This is a genomic window from Olivibacter sp. 47, from assembly GCF_030372825.1.
GTDB classification, from domain to species: Bacteria; Bacteroidota; Bacteroidia; order Sphingobacteriales; family Sphingobacteriaceae; genus Olivibacter; species Olivibacter oleidegradans.
The window spans coordinates 1,029,138-1,045,572 of sequence record NZ_JAUCNR010000001.1 but is presented as its reverse complement, the minus strand read 5'-3'; the positions used below and the strand labels follow the sequence as shown (position 1 = coordinate 1,045,572).

Here is a 16,435-nt window from a genome sequence, read left to right as displayed (position 1 = left end):
TGATTCTAATTTCGTCAGGCATTACCCGGTATGAAACGCGTAAATGATACTTTTCGAAGGCTCTCCAAGATCCATCATTATCGGTTTTGTACTTATCGAGAGGAAACTTTTTGGATGTAATGGCAGTGCTAGCGTCAGATCGATAATCGTATCCCTGACTTTTTCAGCATTCTGCAATGAATCTAAAGAAATTTTTTTAAAAACCTTCTTTAGTTCTTCCTGGGCTTGTTTGCTCCAAATAACTACCATTTGGCTGCTTGATCTTTTAGATCTTTCGCAGAAATAAATTCACCACGTTCTATTTCATTATTTCCATTTTCAAGGTCTTCATTATATTCTGCTAAAGTCTGAGCTCCTTCGCTTGTTTGAAATCTTATACCCATTAATTTTAGAGTGCTTAAAAGCCATTCTCTTTTGGAAGCATCCTTAATTTTATCTATATCTATTATCAGTTCCATTTGTGTAATCCCTCTAAAACAAAAATACACTTTCCTGATCGTTTTTTCAAGCGTATAAAAATTTGCTCAGCATGAGAAGGGCTAGTGCGACTGAAAGCCGACGCAAATAAGTTATGCCTGCCTGCCGGTAGGCAGGAGTTATGAGTGTTGAGTGATGAATTTTTTTGTTACCCCCGTTATAGCCGAAAGCTGACTGCTGATGGCTGAAAGCTGAAATAATTAGCCAATTTGATAATGGCTGGTGCTGCCTAAAGCCTAGAGCTTATAGCATAAACCTTATTAGCGGTAACACCAAGTAAAGCCGAAAGCTGATATCCGAAAGCTGAAAAACTAACCCCTAAGGGCCATCCAAATCATATCTCGACAAGCAGTCCAAAGAAGTACGTTTTGCTTGCCTGAGTCTGTAGGCCATAATACAATCCACCGTCAACCATGATTTTTTTCGATATTTCATATTGTAGGGCCATATCAATAAAATTACGCCATTCATGCCCTTTGAAATCATAGGTATAATAGGTTTCCAAAAATCCTTTGAGATTTTTGAACACCTTATGACTGATAACGGCTGATTGTAAAAACTCCGTATGCATACCATTGCCAACGTCATCCTTCAAGCGATCGCCTTCTACCTGTAGACCGAGTTTCCACTCACCCGGCAGCTTTAATTCTAACGGGATAATAATTCCCCCTTCATATTCTTTATTGTCTGAATAGTTGTTTGTGGGTAGTTTAACATAGGCCATGCATCCGAAAGCGATATTTTCGTGATCGTTCCCATAGAGATTTTGCTTTAACCGCAAGATCACATCACCAAAGCCACTCTTCGACTGGACGTTTCCTGAAGAGATGGAGCGACTGCGTTGGCGGCCATAACTTTGTACCTTGATCTGAAAATCCATCGTATTCGTTAAGCCAAATTTCAAATTTGCCTGGTGCAAAAGATAAGTGGATTGAATGGCTTCATCGGTTCGCTGACGTTCATAGTTGAACAGATCCGCTTCGTACATGAAGTGTCCTGCATCTATGGTATAAGGCGATTCGGTTTCATCTGGACGGTCTGCCCCGATTTCGTCTCTTAAGAGCGATTCGGGTGTCGGATTGAAAATAGAAAATTGGTTTTTGAGCTTAGCGGTGTCTTGCTGAGCCGAAGCGCTGATTACAAAAAATATTGCCGGTAATAGTATGATGAAGCGTTTTTTCACAAGGAAATGCATAAGTTTCTTCCTAAAACACTTAAGTTGACTAAAGGTTTTACAGATATTGGTACGGCATAGCTGATTCTTTCCCCCGAATTTTTTGCGGGCCTTTTCAATCTGTTTGGATATACCGAAAGATGAAGACGCTTATCGACTAGGACAGGGGAAGTCGTACTACAAAGGTGGTTCCTCCCAATGCGTTTGTGTTACAATGAATGGAGCCTCCTAACGCCTCGGTATATTGTTTGCACATCATCAGGCCCAAACCACTATTGATTCGATACGTGTCTGCAGAATTTTCAAAGGATTTGGATATCTTTTCAGCGACCGATTGACTCTCTCCCGATCCGCTATCGGCGACGGAGATAAGGGCGGTTTTACCTTCTTTACGCGTTTTTAGATGGATTTCTCCGCCTTCTTTAGTGAATTTTATGGCGTTATCAATTAAGTTTCGGATGATAAGCTGTGTGATCGCTTCGTTGCTTATAATATGCAATGGAGAACTACTATTTAGCACAAGCTTTATTCGCTTGTGCTGGGCGAGATGTGTGTATAGTTCTGAACTATGTCGTAAACTTTTGGTGAGATCAACGGTAGATAGCTGCATTTGATCTACATGGTAGTAATCTTTAGACCAATGCAATACACTGTTCAGTAGCTGCTGTGTGCGATTTGTTAAATCGAGAAGATGTTGTTCGATTATTTCTTTCTCTTCTGTTGTCAAACTCTCATAAAAAAGACGATCAAGGTAGGATTGTATGCCCGAGATCGGTGAGCGTAAATCGTGTGAAAGAATTGATATCAAGCGAATTTTTTCATCGTTGAGTAAGCCGAGAAGCTTGGATTGTTTTTCTACAGTTTTGCGTTCAACTGTGTAATGAAAAACGAAGGTTATTACACCGGCCGCAACCAATAACGACACAACAAGATAAGTAATAAGATTGTCTAAAAAATAAATTGAGCGGCTCGTATAGGTGCTTTTTATACTATCGGGAAAATTAAATTCGATTATTAGCAAGAGAATTATTAAGGTATTATGAAGAATAGTCCAGAAAATGTATTGATGCTTAGGCGATATCATCATGGTTGCCAGATAAATACCTAGTAAAAGAAAGAGGGTAGGGCCAGCGACACCTGCGTTATAGAAATAATTGATGGCCAATAGCAAATTAAGGCAGACGGCCATGATCACAAAAGTCTCTAAGTATCGATTCTTGATGGTTGATTGATAATAGGCTGCGCCAAGAAGTACTGCGGCGACGAGTGAAATTAACGCAGAATAGTAGAGGCCGGATAAACTGTTAAATATAAGTGTGCCCAATACCAGAACAAAGCCGATGAAAGTAAAGGCGTTAAATAGACGATGTTGTAAAGTAAATTGCTTTGGGTTACCAACGATCTTGGATAAAAGATGTTGAAGATTCAAGGCAGTGAAGGTATGTATCATCTGTTGATCGTATTGGAGAAGGTGTTGCAACAAATGTAGATAAATATGTACTGAAATACAATGAATATGAAAATAGTAGCACAAACCTTATGCCTTAAAACCTACAGCCTATTGCTCACTGCCTCCAGCTAAAAATGACTGTGTCGCTTGTAAATATCTCCAAAAATTGAGACATTCGCTCAAGCCTTTCTCAATTAGGGCGTATATAATGCGATATGGCGGAGAAGAAACCCTCGATTAATGACATAGCAAAACATCTTAAAGTTGCCAAATCTACGGTATCTTTTATCATCAATGGGAAAGCGGAAGCTCATAGGATAAGTAAAGAACAGGAGCAGCGGGTGCTTAACTATGTCAAAGAAATCGGTTTTAAACCCAATTATATGGCGCAAAGCCTCGCAACAGGTAGATCGAACAGCATAGGTCTGATTGTGGAAAATATTGGGGACTCTTTCTTTGGGCCGATTGCGCTAATGATTGAGAAGCAGGCGAAAAAAAGTGGTTACCGGATCATTTATAGTAGTACGCTGGGCGATACCCAAGCCGCACTTTCGGTGTTGGATTTGTTTCGTGATACGAAGGTAGATGGTTTTATCGTTGCACCTCCTTTACATATAGAAGAACAGATCAAGACAATCATAGACGATGGTGTACCGGTGGTAATTTTCGATCGGATGCTGGAAGGAGTGGAAACGGATTACGTGGGGACGAATAACCGGGAAATGGTGGTGGAGGCCTGTGAGCATCTCCTGAAGCAGGGCTTCCAACATATTGCTTTTGTTTCGCTGGCCTCTTCTCAAAGCCAGATGAAAGAAAGACTGGATGGCTACCTTAGCTGTGTCGGCACTTGCGGCCAATCGCCTATCGTGCTGGAAATGGATTATAATGACGAAGGAGACAGTCGGAAAAAAGAGATTATTAAATTTCTTCAATCACATCCACAGATAGATGCGATTGTTTTTGCAACGAATTATTTATGTATCAGTGGGCTGGAGGCTATCCGTGAACTGGGCTTGAAGATACCGGAACAAATTGGTATCGTTGTATTCGATGAACACGACCTCTTCCGGCTGTTTACACCTTCCATTACTTCGATTGTACAACCCCTGGAGCAGTTAAGCGCTGCTATTTTTGACAACTTATTGAAGCGGATCAACGGCAAATCTTCCACGCACGGACCGAACGTACAAGTAATCCCCTCGAAATTGATTATTCGCGAATCGAGCATTAAACCAAAAAAACTTCGAAAATAACCTTGCTAAACTGGTTTTTTTAATTTAGTTTTGAAACGTCTTTCGGACTAACCTTTTTTTTAGCCAATCAGAAAAACCGGTTTTCCTAGACTTTACGATTTATTGCTAATAAATTATGAATTAACACCTAACTAATTGTATCATGAACAGTAAAAACTTATGGGTTAAACTATGCCTGGCTGCGCTTCCGTGTGTACTGCACCCGGCGCTTTCAACCGCCGCTGAGGGGAAGGGCGAGCTTGTTAGCGCAATCGGACAGCAGCAGCGCATTAGTGGAAAAGTGCTGGATGCTGCCGGTCAACCACTGCCAGGGGCAACCGTCCGCATAAAGGGCGGAACGGCCGTAACATCTACCGATGTGAACGGACAATTCACCTTGCCGGCTGAAAATGGACAGCAAATCTCCGTGTCCTTTACGGGTTACTTATCCACCGAAATAACGGTTACCGGCAACGGCAATTTGGTGATTACCTTAAAGGAGGATGCTGCTGCCCTGGATGAGGTAGTGGTGGTAGGTTATTCTTCTCAGCGGAGATCTTCGGTTACCGGAGCTGTAGCTTCAGTTAATATGACGGACGTTGAGTCGAGACGGGTGCCTAATGTGGCGCAGTCGCTACAGGGCCAGGTGGCCGGTGTGCAAATTACGCAAAGCAGTGGTGCCCCGGGGGACGGCATCAATGTGAGAATCCGTGGCGAAGGTACCATTGGCAATAATAACCCGCTTTATGTGGTAGATGGTGTACCGTCTAGGGATATAACTTTTCTGAATCCTTCTGATATTGAGTCGATGTCTGTACTAAAAGACGCTTCGGCTGCCGCAATCTATGGTTCGCGGGCGTCAGCGGGTGTGGTGGTGATTACCACCAAACAGGGCAAGATCGGGCAAAGTTCTATTAATATAAATTACTTTGGCGGGCTGCAACAGGCGACCAATCTGCCTAAGTTGCTGAACACGCAGCAATACCTGAATGTGCTTGAAAAAGCATGGAACAATTCGGGGATTGCAGGCACGAACCCCTATACAGCAGATAAATCGCGTACCGATCTCGCCAATACGGATTGGTTGGACGAGCTGTTTGAAACGGGTAAGACGAATAGTGTCGAGCTATCGGCCAGCGGCGGAACGGAAAAAACGCAGTACTTGATTTCGGGTGGTTATTATCGGCAGAATGGTATTGTCATTTTCGATAACGATAAATACGAGCGGATTAACTTTAGGGTAAATGTTAACAGTGCATTGTCAGACCGATTCAAAATTGGTACGAACATGCAGATGACCTATTCGAAGCGAGATCAGATATCGGCAAAAGGTGATGCGCCGGGCATTATAAGGCACGCTTTATTAAGACCTCCGCTATTGAGCGTGTATAAAGATCCATCTGATCCAACCTGGTCTGCCACTGATCCCTTTACCGATTTGCCGTTTTACAGAAATAACCAAGTGAATACGGGCTATGAGAGCAATAAATATGAATATACCCGCAACCCGGTAGCGGCAGCTTATTTTACCGATAATGTGTTCTCACGGATCAAGACCTTCGGCAACGTGTTTGGCGAGTATGCGTTGCTTGCGGATAAATCATTAAAGTTCCGAACAAATGTGGGGATCGACCTCAATGTAAACCATACCAAAGCCTTTTTTGAAAATTATGGTGACGATGATGGGAGCGCGGGCCCTAATGACCTTGGTAAGGGACGGATTAATCGGCCAGAGGGTTTAAATGAAGATCGTGGAACTGATTTCACCTTGACCTGGAATAATGTGCTTTCTTATGATAAAACATTTGGATCGCATCATATCAGCGCGCTGGCGGGAACGGAATATATTAAGAATAATGGAGCTTCAATCAATGGGTCTCGTCGGCGTTACGATTATACCTTACCAACTTTCCGCTACCTGGATTATGGTAGTACGTTGCTCGATGTATGGAACGGCGGATCGGGATCAGAATATGCGCTGTTCAGTATCTTCGGATCGGCAAGTTATGAGTATGAGGGTAAATATATGGTGACAGCGAATCTACGGGCGGACGAATCTTCGCGTTTCGGTGAAAACCATCGCTGGGGTTATTTTCCGTCGGTTTCTGCTGGATGGACGGTCAGCAAAGAACAGTTTATGCAAAACGTGAAGTGGATTAGCGATCTTCGTCTGCGCGCGAGTACCGGTACGCTGGGAAATCAGGAGATTGATAATTATGCGTATCTGACCTTGATGAAACGGGTGGGTGAGAACTACCTGATTGATCGTTACGGAAATCCCGATCTGAAATGGGAAACCACTGTACAGCATAATATCGGTTTGGATGCGTCGTTCTTTGGAGATCATGTTTCTTTCTCGGCCGACTATTTTATAAAGGATACACGCGACATCCTCTTGCCAATTTCGCTTCCCAGTTTGGTGGGGAACGTGCAACCTACCATCGTTAATGCAGGACAGGTAAAGAACAAAGGGTTTGAGTTTTCACTGGGATACCGGAATAGTACGGCCGGTGGTTTCCGCTATGGATTGAACGCAAACCTCGCAACCCTATCGAATGAAGTGGTGAAGTTACATCCGAATGTACCTTATATCAGTGGTACGGCAACGCGTACGCAGGTAGGTAATCCTTTGAATGCCTATTTCGGCTATGTGGTGGAGGGAATTTATCAAAACCAGGCGGAAGTGAACAGTCATTTGTCCGGTGTTTCGAATCCGACGCAAAAACCGGGCGATATCCGTTTTAAAGATCTAAACGGTGATGGCATGATCAATGATCAGGATCGTGATTTTATGGGAAACCCTATTCCTAAATTAACCTACGGACTTAACCTTACTGCTGCGTACAAGGGCTTTGACCTGGCCGTGCTGATACAAGGTGTGCAGGGTGTTGATCGCTATAACGACGGTAGAAAGATACTGGATTTTGATACGCGACCGTTCAACTACACGACAGATGTGCTTGGCGCCTGGGATGGTGAAGGAAGTAGTAACACCATTCCGAGGGTGACTTTCAATGACAACGGCAGCAGCCGGGTTTCGACCATCATCCTGGAGGATGCATCGTATGCACGATTGAAAAACGTAGAGCTTGGTTATTCTTTTGGATCGCTGATCAAAGATACAAAGGTGCTGAAAAATATGCGCGTGTATGTTTCGGGGCAAAACCTGTTGACCTGGACAGATTATAAGGGGCTGGATCCGGAATCGACCGATCTGATCGATATGGGAACATACCCATCTTCCAGAACCTTTTTGTTCGGTATCAATGTAACTTTTTAACCTTAAATACAAGTAACTGAAAGCCTGTCTTGGTGGTTCCTAACATAACAAATAGTGTGTGATGCGCAACTTTCGTTACTTCAAAAAATAATAGCAATGAAAACATATATTTATAGCAGTTTGCTGGGCTTGGGCTTAATGCTCGCGGCCTGTAATATGGAAAAAGACCCGATCGGTCTGCTTATGCCGGATCAGATCAGCGACAGTCCGTCGGAGGCAACGTTGACCTCGGCCGTCAATAGTACGTACGAACCGCTCCGTAATACAACGGGCTTTCTGGGTGATGGTAGTTGGACGCGCGGGCTGTTTATTCGTCCTGATTTTGTGATGGAGGATATTGCCGGAGGTGATATGAATAAAAAATGGGTGTCTGACGGTGATCAGGCCTGGATGGATGAGGTGGGGCGCTTTTCGTTCACGGCGGATAACCCCGCGTTTAATGGCCTCTGGACTTATGCTTTTGAGGGCGTGTCGAGAGCTAATCTGGCAATCGATAAACTGGGTAATCCGGAAACGGTGCAGCAGGCCGGTGTTTCGCAGGATCTGGCGAGACGTATGTTGGGAGAGGTGCTTTTCCTTCGTGCTTATTATTATTTCGAGCTGGTGACCAATTTCGGAGATGTGCCGCTTTTGACAAAACCGCTGACCGACTTCGACGAAGCTTATGAAGTGGCGGTACGGGTACCGAAAGAACAGATCTGGCAACAGATAAATGCTGATCTACAACAGGCAGCGCAATTGATTCCGGATACGAGACGCGCTGCTGAAAATGAGCCTTGGCGTGTTTCGTGGGGTGCCGTATTGGCTCTTGAGGCCAAGGTAGCTTTATTCAACGAACAATGGCAAGAAGTGTTGACTAAGATCGATAGGTTGCAGCAGAAGGGGTATTTCAACCTGAATAGCAATTATTTCGATAGCTTTAGCAATAGTAAAAAGTTTAACGACCGGGAAGTGATTTTTGCGTATAACCACACGCAAGGGACGTTGCCAAAAAATGGTAATGGCATTGGTTCGCTCTTGGGTTGGGGTTTTCTTGCGCCTACGGATGACTTTGTCGCCTCGTTTGAACCGAACGACCCGCGTTTGGATTATACGGTTAATGTAGCGGATCGCTTAGTGTATAAATTAATGGGGGAACTGAATGCTGCTAATCGCGGAAATGGCGACTCGCCAACCAACAAAATTCTGATACGTTGGGCAGATGTTCTTCTTTGGAAGGCGGAAGCCTATCTGGAAACAGGCGATTATCAGCAGGCTATTCGTCTGATAAATGAGGTACGTGCCCGTGCTCGGAACACCTCTACGGTTACGGGCGGAACAGCACCAAGTGGAACACTACCGGACCGCAATTTACAGGTGACAGATCCGGCCATAATCAAAGCTTGGCTTATGCAGGAAAGGAGAGCGGAGTTAGGTTTTGAACATCATCGCTTTAGCGACTTGAGACGATGGGGAGTGGCCGAACAAGTGCTGAAGGCTATGGGTAAGAATTTTAATCCCAATCATTATCTGTATCCGGTGCCGCAGCGGGAGATCGATTTGTCGGGTGGTACGATTACGCAGAACAGTGGATATTAACTTTTCAACGAAAATGATTTATTAATTAAAGTACGAATATGAAGAAGCGATTTTTGCCAGTGATAATGGCAATGGGAATATGCGTTGCCGGAGTTCTTCCTTCACAGGCGCAGCATAAAACAAATAAACTACCTGATTGGGCCTTCGGCGGTTTTGTCCGCCCGGCTGGTGTAAACCCGGTTATTTCTCCGCGCGAAAATACCACGTTTCTTGACCCGATGAGTAGGAAGGATGTTGCTTGGGAATCTAATGATACGTTTAACCCGGCAGCGGCCGTAAAGGATGGTGAAGTTGTTGTCCTGTACCGTGCCGAAGATAAGTTCGGTGTGAAAATAGGCCATCGTACCTCGCGTCTGGGGTATGCAGTTAGTAAAGATGGTCTTTCTTTTACGAGAAAGGATAAGCCCGTTTTTTATCCGGCGAATGATGGACAGAAAGATTTCGAATGGCCGGGGGGAACTGAAGATCCGCGAGTGGCTGTTACGGAGGATGGTACTTACGTGATGTTTTATACCCAATGGAACAGAAAAATCGCGCGATTGGGCGTGGCTACTTCGAAGGATTTAGTGCATTGGGAAAAGCATGGGCAAATTTTTGCGAAAGCGAAAAACGCGGCGCTGATTGTGGATAAATTCCATAAATCAGCCTCCATTGTGACAACGGTGAAAAATGATAAGCAGGTAATTACCAAAGTGAATGGCAAGTACTGGATGTATTGGGGCGAAAATGGAGTTTTCGGAGCGACATCGGATAATTTGATAGACTGGGAACCTGTTGTGGATGGGAACGGGGCCCTGAAGGCGTTCATTTCGCCGAGAGCAGGGTACTTCGATAGCGATTTAACGGAATGTGGCCCGCCTGCGGTGTTAACAGAAAAGGGTATTTTGCTATTATACAATGGAAAAAATAATCCGGAACGTGGGGATAAGCGTTTTAACCGGGGAACTTACAGTGCAGGCCAGGTGCTTTTTGATCGGAATGATCCGACAAAGGTCATCGGCCGATTGGATGTGCCGTTCTTGAGGCCAATGGAACCGTTTGAGAAGAGTGGGCAATATAGAGATGGAACGGTGTTTATTGAAGGGTTGGTTTATTTCGGGAAAAAATGGTATCTGTATTACGGTTGCGCGGATTCAAAAGTAGGGGTTGCCGTTTATGATCCGGCCAATCCGGCACAGCCCGACCCGTTGCCTTGATATACGTTTAAAAGGTGAAAAATTATTTTAATTCTATATGCAAACAACTGTCCTTAGTGCAGACGTAGGAGGCTCGCATATTACTGCGGCCGTCATTCATCCGGTAACGCAATCGATAGTCGATGATACATTAATCCGCAAAAAAATTGATGCGCATGCTTCGGCCTCCACTATTCTGGAGGCCTGGACTTGTGCCTTGATTGAGGCGCAAGAGGCCTCTGGCAAGCAATGTACAGACCTAGCGGTGTCTATGCCCGGTCCTTTCGACTACGAAAACGGAATCTCATTGATCAAAGGCATGAATAAATATGAGGCGCTGTATGGCTTTAACGTGAAAGAGGTCTTTGCTAAACGAGTGAAACTACCGCCCAGTCGCGTCCGCTTTTTGAATGATGCGGAAGCTTTTCTCCGTGGCGAGATCATAGGCAGTAACTTGGCGGAGAAAAGCCAGGTTCTGGGGTTGACAATGGGAACTGGCCTGGGAACCGCATTTTTCAACTCAGGAGTAGTAAAAGATCTGAATCTCGGTTCCTCCCGCTTTCTGGATGGGATAGCGGAAGATTATATATCAACCCGTGGCTTATTAACTTATTATCGCTCTTTAGGCGGTGCCGGAATTGATGATGTCAAATCATTGGCTGAAGTGATTTCCGGAGATCGTAAGGCAAAAGAGACAATGGCCCAATTGGCCCATTGGTTGGCCGATTTCCTTTTAATTCATTTGACAGCACTAAAGCCCGATGCGGTGATTATAGGCGGGAATATCAGTAAAGCTTACCACTTATTTCTGCCGGAGGTTGTTGAAAGGCTTGCTGCACAAAAAATTCTTGTTCCGATAAAAGTAGCGATGATGGGAGAGCAGGCTGCTCTTCTCGGCGCTGCTTCATTGATTAATAGTTAAACATAGCATAAATGAACGCTATTTCCAAATATGGCTTTGCCATTCGATGCTCACTCATTGCATCTTTAGGAGGTTTTCTTTTTGGTTTTGAAACAGCCGTTATTTCCGGCGCGGAAAAAAACATACAGCAACTCTGGACACTTAATTCGTTTTGGCAGGGATTCACCGTATCTGCCAGTTTGATTGGAACGGTTATAGGCGCGATGGTGGCCAGTATACCGGCGCAGCAATTTGGACGTAAAAAAGTATTGATCGTGGTTGCCCTTGCTTATTTATGTTCAGCCGTGGGATGTGCTTTATCGTACACCTGGTTATTGTTCATCTTATTCCGATTCATCGGTGGGCTGGCCGTTGGTGTATCTTCCGTTGTTGGGCCTATTTATATTTCGGAAATTGCTCCTGCTGAGCGCCGGGGTCGGTTGACAGCCTCTTTTCAGTTTATGATTGTGCTGGGAATATTTATTGCCTATCTGACAAATTTTCTTTTTGTGGGACTGGGCGATGAAGCTTGGCGCTGGATGTTGGGTATTATGGTGGTGCCTTCGGTACTCTTTTTTTGCCTTCTGCAGCTTGTTCCGGAGAGCCCACGGTGGTTGGCTATCAATAGTTATAACGATAAGGCGCATGCTGTCTTTCGTAAATTGGGAGAGGAGGAAGCTATGAACAGCGTATTACAGGCTGATCAAGTGGGTAAAGGAGCGCACGACCGTTTATTTCAAAAGAAATATCTGAAGCCCATTTTGTATGCTGTTATATTGGCGATGTTTAACCAATTAAGTGGTATCAATGCCATTCTCTATTATGCTCCTCGCATTTTTGAATTGGCGGGTTTTGATCAAAAGTTGGCTTATCTGCAGCCGGTATTTATAGGAGGCGCTAATTTATTGTTTACCTGCCTGGCGATGTTCTTCATCGATAAGTTTGGTCGAAAACGACTGCTGTTGATCGGTAGTTTAGGAATGTTTGTGTTTTTGGGCTTGGTTGCCCATGCTTTTAGTCAGGGTATCGCAGCCGCTTCTTCGGTGCTAATTTATTTGATCGGTTTTATTGCATTCTTTGCCTTTTCGCAAGGCGCGGTAATCTGGGTTTTTATCTCGGAGATATTCCCGAATAGCGTTCGCTCTCAGGGTAGCTCGCTCGGTAGTTTCACCCATTGGATCATGGCTGCCGTCATTTCTTGGCTCTTTCCGATTATCGCCGAAGGTAGTCCTAATGGCGGTTATTATTCTTTTATCTTTTACAGTCTGATGATGGCTGTTTCTTTTTTCTTCATTTGGAGATTTATGCCGGAAACTAAAGGGAAATCACTGGAGGAAATTCAAGAAGCCTTGTAGTTCCGTATTGGTTATTCGTTATTGGTTATTGGTTGTTGGTTATTCGTTATTGGTTGTTCGTTATTGGTTGTTCGTGTAGCGGAGTGATGCGGGATTATTGAAGCGACAGAAGCAGTGGCAGGAGCACCAGCTAAAGCTGAAAACCGACGGCTGAAAGCTGACGGCAGTTCAATTAAACGATTGCCTAAACTCGATTGGTGATAGATCGGTCTTGGATTTGAACAGTTTACTGAACGATTGTGAATGTTCGAAACCCAAGGCGTAAGCTATTTCGGAAACTGATAAATTGGTGGTCGAAAGTTTTTCTTTGGCCTTGTCGATCAGTTTGTTGTGAATATGCTGTTGGGTGCTTTGCCCGGTGAGCACTTTGAGTAAGGTACTTAAATATTTTTGCGAGATGTGCAGCTGATCGGCAACGTACTGAACGGAGGGTAGACCTCTTGAAATCAAATCTTCTTGATCGAAATAATGATTTAAAAGCTCTTCCAGACGATGCAACACCTGATGGTTGGATTTTTCTCTGGTGAGGAACTGACGATGATAAAACCGTTCGGAATAACTCAATAAAGTTTCAATTTGCGAAATAATGATCTGTTTGCTGAACTTGTCGATATTGGCATGGTATTCCTGACGGATATTCTCGATGATGGCATTCAACGTTGCCTCTTCTTTTTCTGATAGGAATAGCGCCTCGTTTATCGCATAATCAAAATATTCATACTGTTTAATGGCTTTTGCTAAGGGTGTATTCCAGAAAAAATCGGGGTGAACTAGCAACATCCAACCGGAGCGAATTTGGTTTTGCGTAGCATGGGGTTCGTGTTCGATTTTAAAAACTTGATTTGGTGCAATAAATCCCAAAACGCCTTCATCAAAATCGTATGCCTGCTGTCCGTATTTCATTTTGAAATCGATGCCTCTTTTTAGCGATACTTGATAAAAATCAAATATCCAACTTTTGCCACGGATATCGGCTGAACGTGGAATGGTACCAAAATCAATGACGCTGATGAGCGGATGTTCGGGTTGTGCTAAACCGCGTGATTTATGAAATTCGCTGATGGTTTTTAACCGGATGGGTGACTGGTTTTCCATGATCGAGCTTAATTTTTGGGTGTAAAAGTTTGTCATTGCGGCGAACCGACAATGACAAACTGATGTTTAAATTTAGAAATAATTTTCCTGCATATCTTCTAATAAACCAATATGCGTGGGTTTCCAGTCCAGCTGTTCTTGTGTTTTGCTTCCGATAGCGGCGCCTTCAAAGGTAATGAAACGACCCATCCAGTCAAAATGTGTTACAATGGCTTCTCCTGAAACGGATTGAACAGGTAACTGCAATTGTTTGCCGATTAACGTGGCAATTGTTTTTATTTCAATGGATTGATCGCCCACAACATTATACACGGCTCCTTTCGCTGCTTTCTCTACAGCCAAGCGGTAAGCTTTGGCCGCATCTAAACGATGTACCGCCGACCAATGGTTTTTCCCTTCCTCCGGATAGGCCGAAACACCATTTTTGCGTGCCTGTGCGATAATAAACGGAATAAAGCCTTTATCGCCTTTGTCATGAACGGATGGTGGTAAACGAACTACCGACGCATGAACGCCTGCTTCTGACAGTGCCAAGGTCGTGGCTTCTGAAGGTCGTGGTGAATTTCCAACCGGACTTTCTTCTGTAATAAAGCCATTGATAGGGGTTAATCCTAACATACCGGAGGTTACCACCAGAGGTTTGTTGGTGCCTGCCAAGACATTTCCCATAGTCTGGATAGCGGTTTTATCCACTTCACCTGCTTTTTGGTATTGCGTAAAATCATGGATAAAAGCGGTGTGAATAATGCCGTCGGCCTGTGAGGCGCCTTGTTTTAAAATTTCTAAATCTTCAAGTGTTCCTAATAAAACCGATGCGCCTGCATCACGGATAATTTTCGCGGATGCTTCTGAACGTGCCAAGCCGATGACCTGATGTCCTGCTCGGATCAATTCCTTCACTACTGCCGAGCCGATGAAGCCTGATGCTCCTGTTACAAATATGTTCATCTTTTAACTATTTTGTTTGATACAAAGTTCCTGTATGGACGAAATAATACTGTAGCCGAACGTCAGATTGCTGTAGCCGAAAGGGTAGTTGTGAGAGTAGTTAAGTGGTTGAGTAGGTTTTTTTAAGTGATGAGTTATGAGTGTTGAATGATGAATAGTAGCCGTGGAAGTGGCACTTGTTTGTCGTTGGGTAGGCTAACGAAAGCCTAAAGCTGAAGTCAATAATTAGCCAATTTGATGTTGGGTGATGAGTTTTTTTATAAGCGATGAATGATGCCTGCCTGCCGGTAGGCAGGAATTTTTTGTTGCCGCCCCTTATAGCCGAAAGCTGACTGCTGATAGCTGAAAGCCGAATGCTGATTGCTAATTCCTAAAACCTATAGCACATTACTGCTAGCCAAGTAGATTTCAGTTTATTTTCTGTTTGATACGATCGATCAACTGATTGAATTGGGGGTTGTTAGGACGTAATTGACTCAGCCGTTCTGCCCAGCGTAGGGCGTCTTTCAATGCCGGGTCGCCATTGTTTAATACCATGTCAAAGGTATTGCTGGCCTCATAGAGATAAACACAGATCTCGCCGGTGTAGATTTTTTGTGCCAAGACTTTGTCTTCGGCTGTAATTTCAGTGCTATCCCTTTCTCCGCTATAATAGGGTTGCATAAGCGCAGTATAACGCCGTTTGTCTTCTGCTTGTATGCTGTCTGTTGTTATATCCATGCTGTTGGCCACGAAAGCATAACCCGCTTTTTTAGCTATTTCGGTGTCTTTTGCGCGTTGTGCGTAGCGTAACTGCAACAGATAGAGGTGTCCTTGCTGCTTGCTACTTAGCTGCTGTTTGAGCACGTCCACCTGATTAAAAAACTGGGTATCTCTTGTAAGCGGTTTTCTTTCAGCGCGGCGCTAGCTGCATCTGTTAATAAGTTAAAGAGCACGGGTGCCAGTTTTTGCCGCCTTGTTTGGTCTACCGTAGGATAGGTTTTTAGTAATAGGTCAAAAGCAGCCCCTTTGGCATGGTTGAGATTATCACGGATGAAATCAATGTTAGCCGGGTTTTCACGCTCGGTGCTGCTTTGGGCCTTGATATAGGCATCAAATGCTAAGCTGTTATCAAGGCCTAAATCTTTCTTCTGGATGATATAGGTTTTTAGAAAATGCGGATCCCGATTGCCCCCTTCAAATTGCTTATCCATTTTAGCTAATACCTGCTCGCGATTTTTTGCTACTGCGTCATGCGCATAAGCCATAAAGGTGTCCGGCTCTTGGTAACCCACCACTCGTGCCAATAACACACCTTCGGGTGTCAGGTAAAGATAGGTTGGATAAGCGTGTACTTCGTATTGCTTGACGAGCTTTATACCTTCGCCCCGCTCTGCATTCAGTTTGTAATTGATGAATGCCTTGTTATATACGGCGCCTACGGCTGCAAGGGGTAGCACCTCTTGGTCCATTCGTTTACAGGGAGGGCACCAATCGGTATAAACATCCACAAAAATAGGCTTGTTCTGTTCCCTCGCAAGCTGCAACAGGGCCTTCCACGATCCTTCAAAGAATTGTACACCGTCTTCTGCGCTAGCGAGTAAGGGAGAAAGGATTAAACCTATATAGAGGAGCGTATTTGCCAGGATGCTTTTCATCATTCAATAATTAGCAGGTTTAAAATAAATATCGCTTATGAAGTGCAATGATACGAATATAAGGAATTTTGGGGATTAGTTGAGTAGTTAAGTGGTTGAGTAGTTAAGTGGTTAAGTGGTTGAGTAGTTAAGT

At 44.1% G+C, this 16,435-nt stretch carries 14 protein-coding genes; 6 read left to right on the top strand and 8 right to left on the bottom strand.

Annotated features, from left to right (window positions below):
- Positions 1-21: 21 nt before the first annotated feature.
- The 4 genes from QT327_RS28140 to QT327_RS04580 all read right to left on the bottom strand — a co-directional run bounded on the left by QT327_RS28140 (position 22) and on the right by QT327_RS04580 (position 3,101).
- Positions 22-249, bottom strand: coding sequence for a type II toxin-antitoxin system RelE/ParE family toxin (locus QT327_RS28140; RefSeq protein WP_207303773.1), 228 nt, complete (start codon positions 247-249; stop codon positions 22-24).
- On the bottom strand, positions 243-458 hold the full coding sequence (locus QT327_RS04590; RefSeq protein ID WP_130856692.1) for a hypothetical protein: 216 nt from the start codon (positions 456-458) through the stop codon (positions 243-245). The genes QT327_RS28140 and QT327_RS04590 overlap by 7 nt, the downstream gene beginning before the upstream one ends.
- A gap of 353 nt (positions 459-811) precedes the next feature.
- Entirely contained in the window at positions 812-1,660 is an 849-nt protein-coding gene (locus tag QT327_RS04585; RefSeq protein WP_168204585.1) for a transporter, read from the bottom strand.
- Positions 1,661-1,808: 148 nt separating this feature from the next.
- Positions 1,809-3,101 carry a sensor histidine kinase gene (locus QT327_RS04580; protein WP_130856694.1) on the bottom strand — a complete coding sequence of 431 codons (1,293 nt, stop codon included), beginning with the start codon at positions 3,099-3,101 and terminating at the stop codon, positions 1,809-1,811.
- Between the two features lie 215 nt (positions 3,102-3,316).
- Here QT327_RS04580 and QT327_RS04575 point away from each other — a divergent pair, with 215 nt between their 5' ends.
- The 6 genes from QT327_RS04575 to QT327_RS04550 all read left to right on the top strand — a co-directional run bounded on the left by QT327_RS04575 (position 3,317) and on the right by QT327_RS04550 (position 12,622).
- Positions 3,317-4,354 carry a LacI family DNA-binding transcriptional regulator gene (locus QT327_RS04575; RefSeq protein WP_130856695.1) on the top strand — a complete coding sequence of 346 codons (1,038 nt, stop codon included), beginning with the start codon at positions 3,317-3,319 and terminating at the stop codon, positions 4,352-4,354.
- Positions 4,355-4,496: 142 nt separating this feature from the next.
- Positions 4,497-7,613: a SusC/RagA family TonB-linked outer membrane protein gene (locus QT327_RS04570; RefSeq protein WP_289552160.1), complete on the top strand. Its 3,117-nt coding sequence runs from the start codon at positions 4,497-4,499 to the stop codon at positions 7,611-7,613.
- A gap of 96 nt (positions 7,614-7,709) precedes the next feature.
- A complete protein-coding gene (locus QT327_RS04565) occupies positions 7,710-9,191 on the top strand; it encodes a RagB/SusD family nutrient uptake outer membrane protein (protein WP_289552158.1) in 1,482 nt (493 codons plus the stop codon).
- A gap of 38 nt (positions 9,192-9,229) precedes the next feature.
- Positions 9,230-10,387, top strand: coding sequence for a beta-1,2-mannosidase (locus tag QT327_RS04560; RefSeq protein ID WP_130856698.1), 1,158 nt, complete (start codon positions 9,230-9,232; stop codon positions 10,385-10,387).
- Between the two features lie 37 nt (positions 10,388-10,424).
- The gene (locus tag QT327_RS04555) at positions 10,425-11,288 is read left to right on the top strand and encodes an ROK family protein (RefSeq protein WP_149106062.1); all 864 of its coding nucleotides are present in this window, start codon (positions 10,425-10,427) and stop codon (positions 11,286-11,288) included.
- Positions 11,289-11,299: 11 nt separating this feature from the next.
- Entirely contained in the window at positions 11,300-12,622 is a 1,323-nt protein-coding gene (locus QT327_RS04550; protein ID WP_149106061.1) for a sugar porter family MFS transporter, read from the top strand.
- Positions 12,623-12,790: 168 nt separating this feature from the next.
- On the opposite strand, the gene QT327_RS04545 is transcribed toward QT327_RS04550, so the two are convergent.
- The 4 genes from QT327_RS04545 to QT327_RS04530 all read right to left on the bottom strand — a co-directional run bounded on the left by QT327_RS04545 (position 12,791) and on the right by QT327_RS04530 (position 16,305).
- Complete coding sequence (locus QT327_RS04545) at positions 12,791-13,717, bottom strand: helix-turn-helix domain-containing protein (protein WP_149106060.1); 927 nt, start codon at positions 13,715-13,717, stop codon at positions 12,791-12,793.
- 72 nt (positions 13,718-13,789) lie between these two features.
- Positions 13,790-14,665 (bottom strand): SDR family oxidoreductase, encoded by an 876-nt coding sequence (locus QT327_RS04540; RefSeq protein ID WP_289552157.1) that lies wholly within the window; start codon positions 14,663-14,665, stop codon positions 13,790-13,792.
- Positions 14,666-15,073: 408 nt separating this feature from the next.
- The gene (locus QT327_RS04535) at positions 15,074-15,511 is read right to left on the bottom strand and encodes a hypothetical protein (RefSeq protein ID WP_289552156.1); all 438 of its coding nucleotides are present in this window, start codon (positions 15,509-15,511) and stop codon (positions 15,074-15,076) included.
- Complete coding sequence (locus tag QT327_RS04530; RefSeq protein WP_289552155.1) at positions 15,493-16,305, bottom strand: thioredoxin family protein; 813 nt, start codon at positions 16,303-16,305, stop codon at positions 15,493-15,495. The genes QT327_RS04535 and QT327_RS04530 overlap by 19 nt, the downstream gene beginning before the upstream one ends.
- Positions 16,306-16,435 lie beyond the last annotated feature (130 nt).

Coding starts and splice junctions, on each gene's coding strand:
- QT327_RS04570 (WP_289552160.1), top strand. CDS start 4,497: ATGAACAGTAAAAACTTATGGGTTAAACTATGCCTGGCTGCGCTTCCG.
- QT327_RS04545 (WP_149106060.1), bottom strand. CDS start 13,717: ATGGAAAACCAGTCACCCATCCGGTTAAAAACCATCAGCGAATTTCAT.
- QT327_RS04540 (WP_289552157.1), bottom strand. CDS start 14,665: ATGAACATATTTGTAACAGGAGCATCAGGCTTCATCGGCTCGGCAGTA.
- QT327_RS04580 (WP_130856694.1), bottom strand. CDS start 3,101: ATGATACATACCTTCACTGCCTTGAATCTTCAACATCTTTTATCCAAG.
- QT327_RS04530 (WP_289552155.1), bottom strand. CDS start 16,305: ATGATGAAAAGCATCCTGGCAAATACGCTCCTCTATATAGGTTTAATC.
- QT327_RS04555 (WP_149106062.1), top strand. CDS start 10,425: ATGCAAACAACTGTCCTTAGTGCAGACGTAGGAGGCTCGCATATTACT.
- QT327_RS04590 (WP_130856692.1), bottom strand. CDS start 458: ATGGAACTGATAATAGATATAGATAAAATTAAGGATGCTTCCAAAAGA.
- QT327_RS04575 (WP_130856695.1), top strand. CDS start 3,317: ATGGCGGAGAAGAAACCCTCGATTAATGACATAGCAAAACATCTTAAA.
- QT327_RS04560 (WP_130856698.1), top strand. CDS start 9,230: ATGAAGAAGCGATTTTTGCCAGTGATAATGGCAATGGGAATATGCGTT.
- QT327_RS28140 (WP_207303773.1), bottom strand. CDS start 249: ATGGTAGTTATTTGGAGCAAACAAGCCCAGGAAGAACTAAAGAAGGTT.
- QT327_RS04550 (WP_149106061.1), top strand. CDS start 11,300: ATGAACGCTATTTCCAAATATGGCTTTGCCATTCGATGCTCACTCATT.
- QT327_RS04565 (WP_289552158.1), top strand. CDS start 7,710: ATGAAAACATATATTTATAGCAGTTTGCTGGGCTTGGGCTTAATGCTC.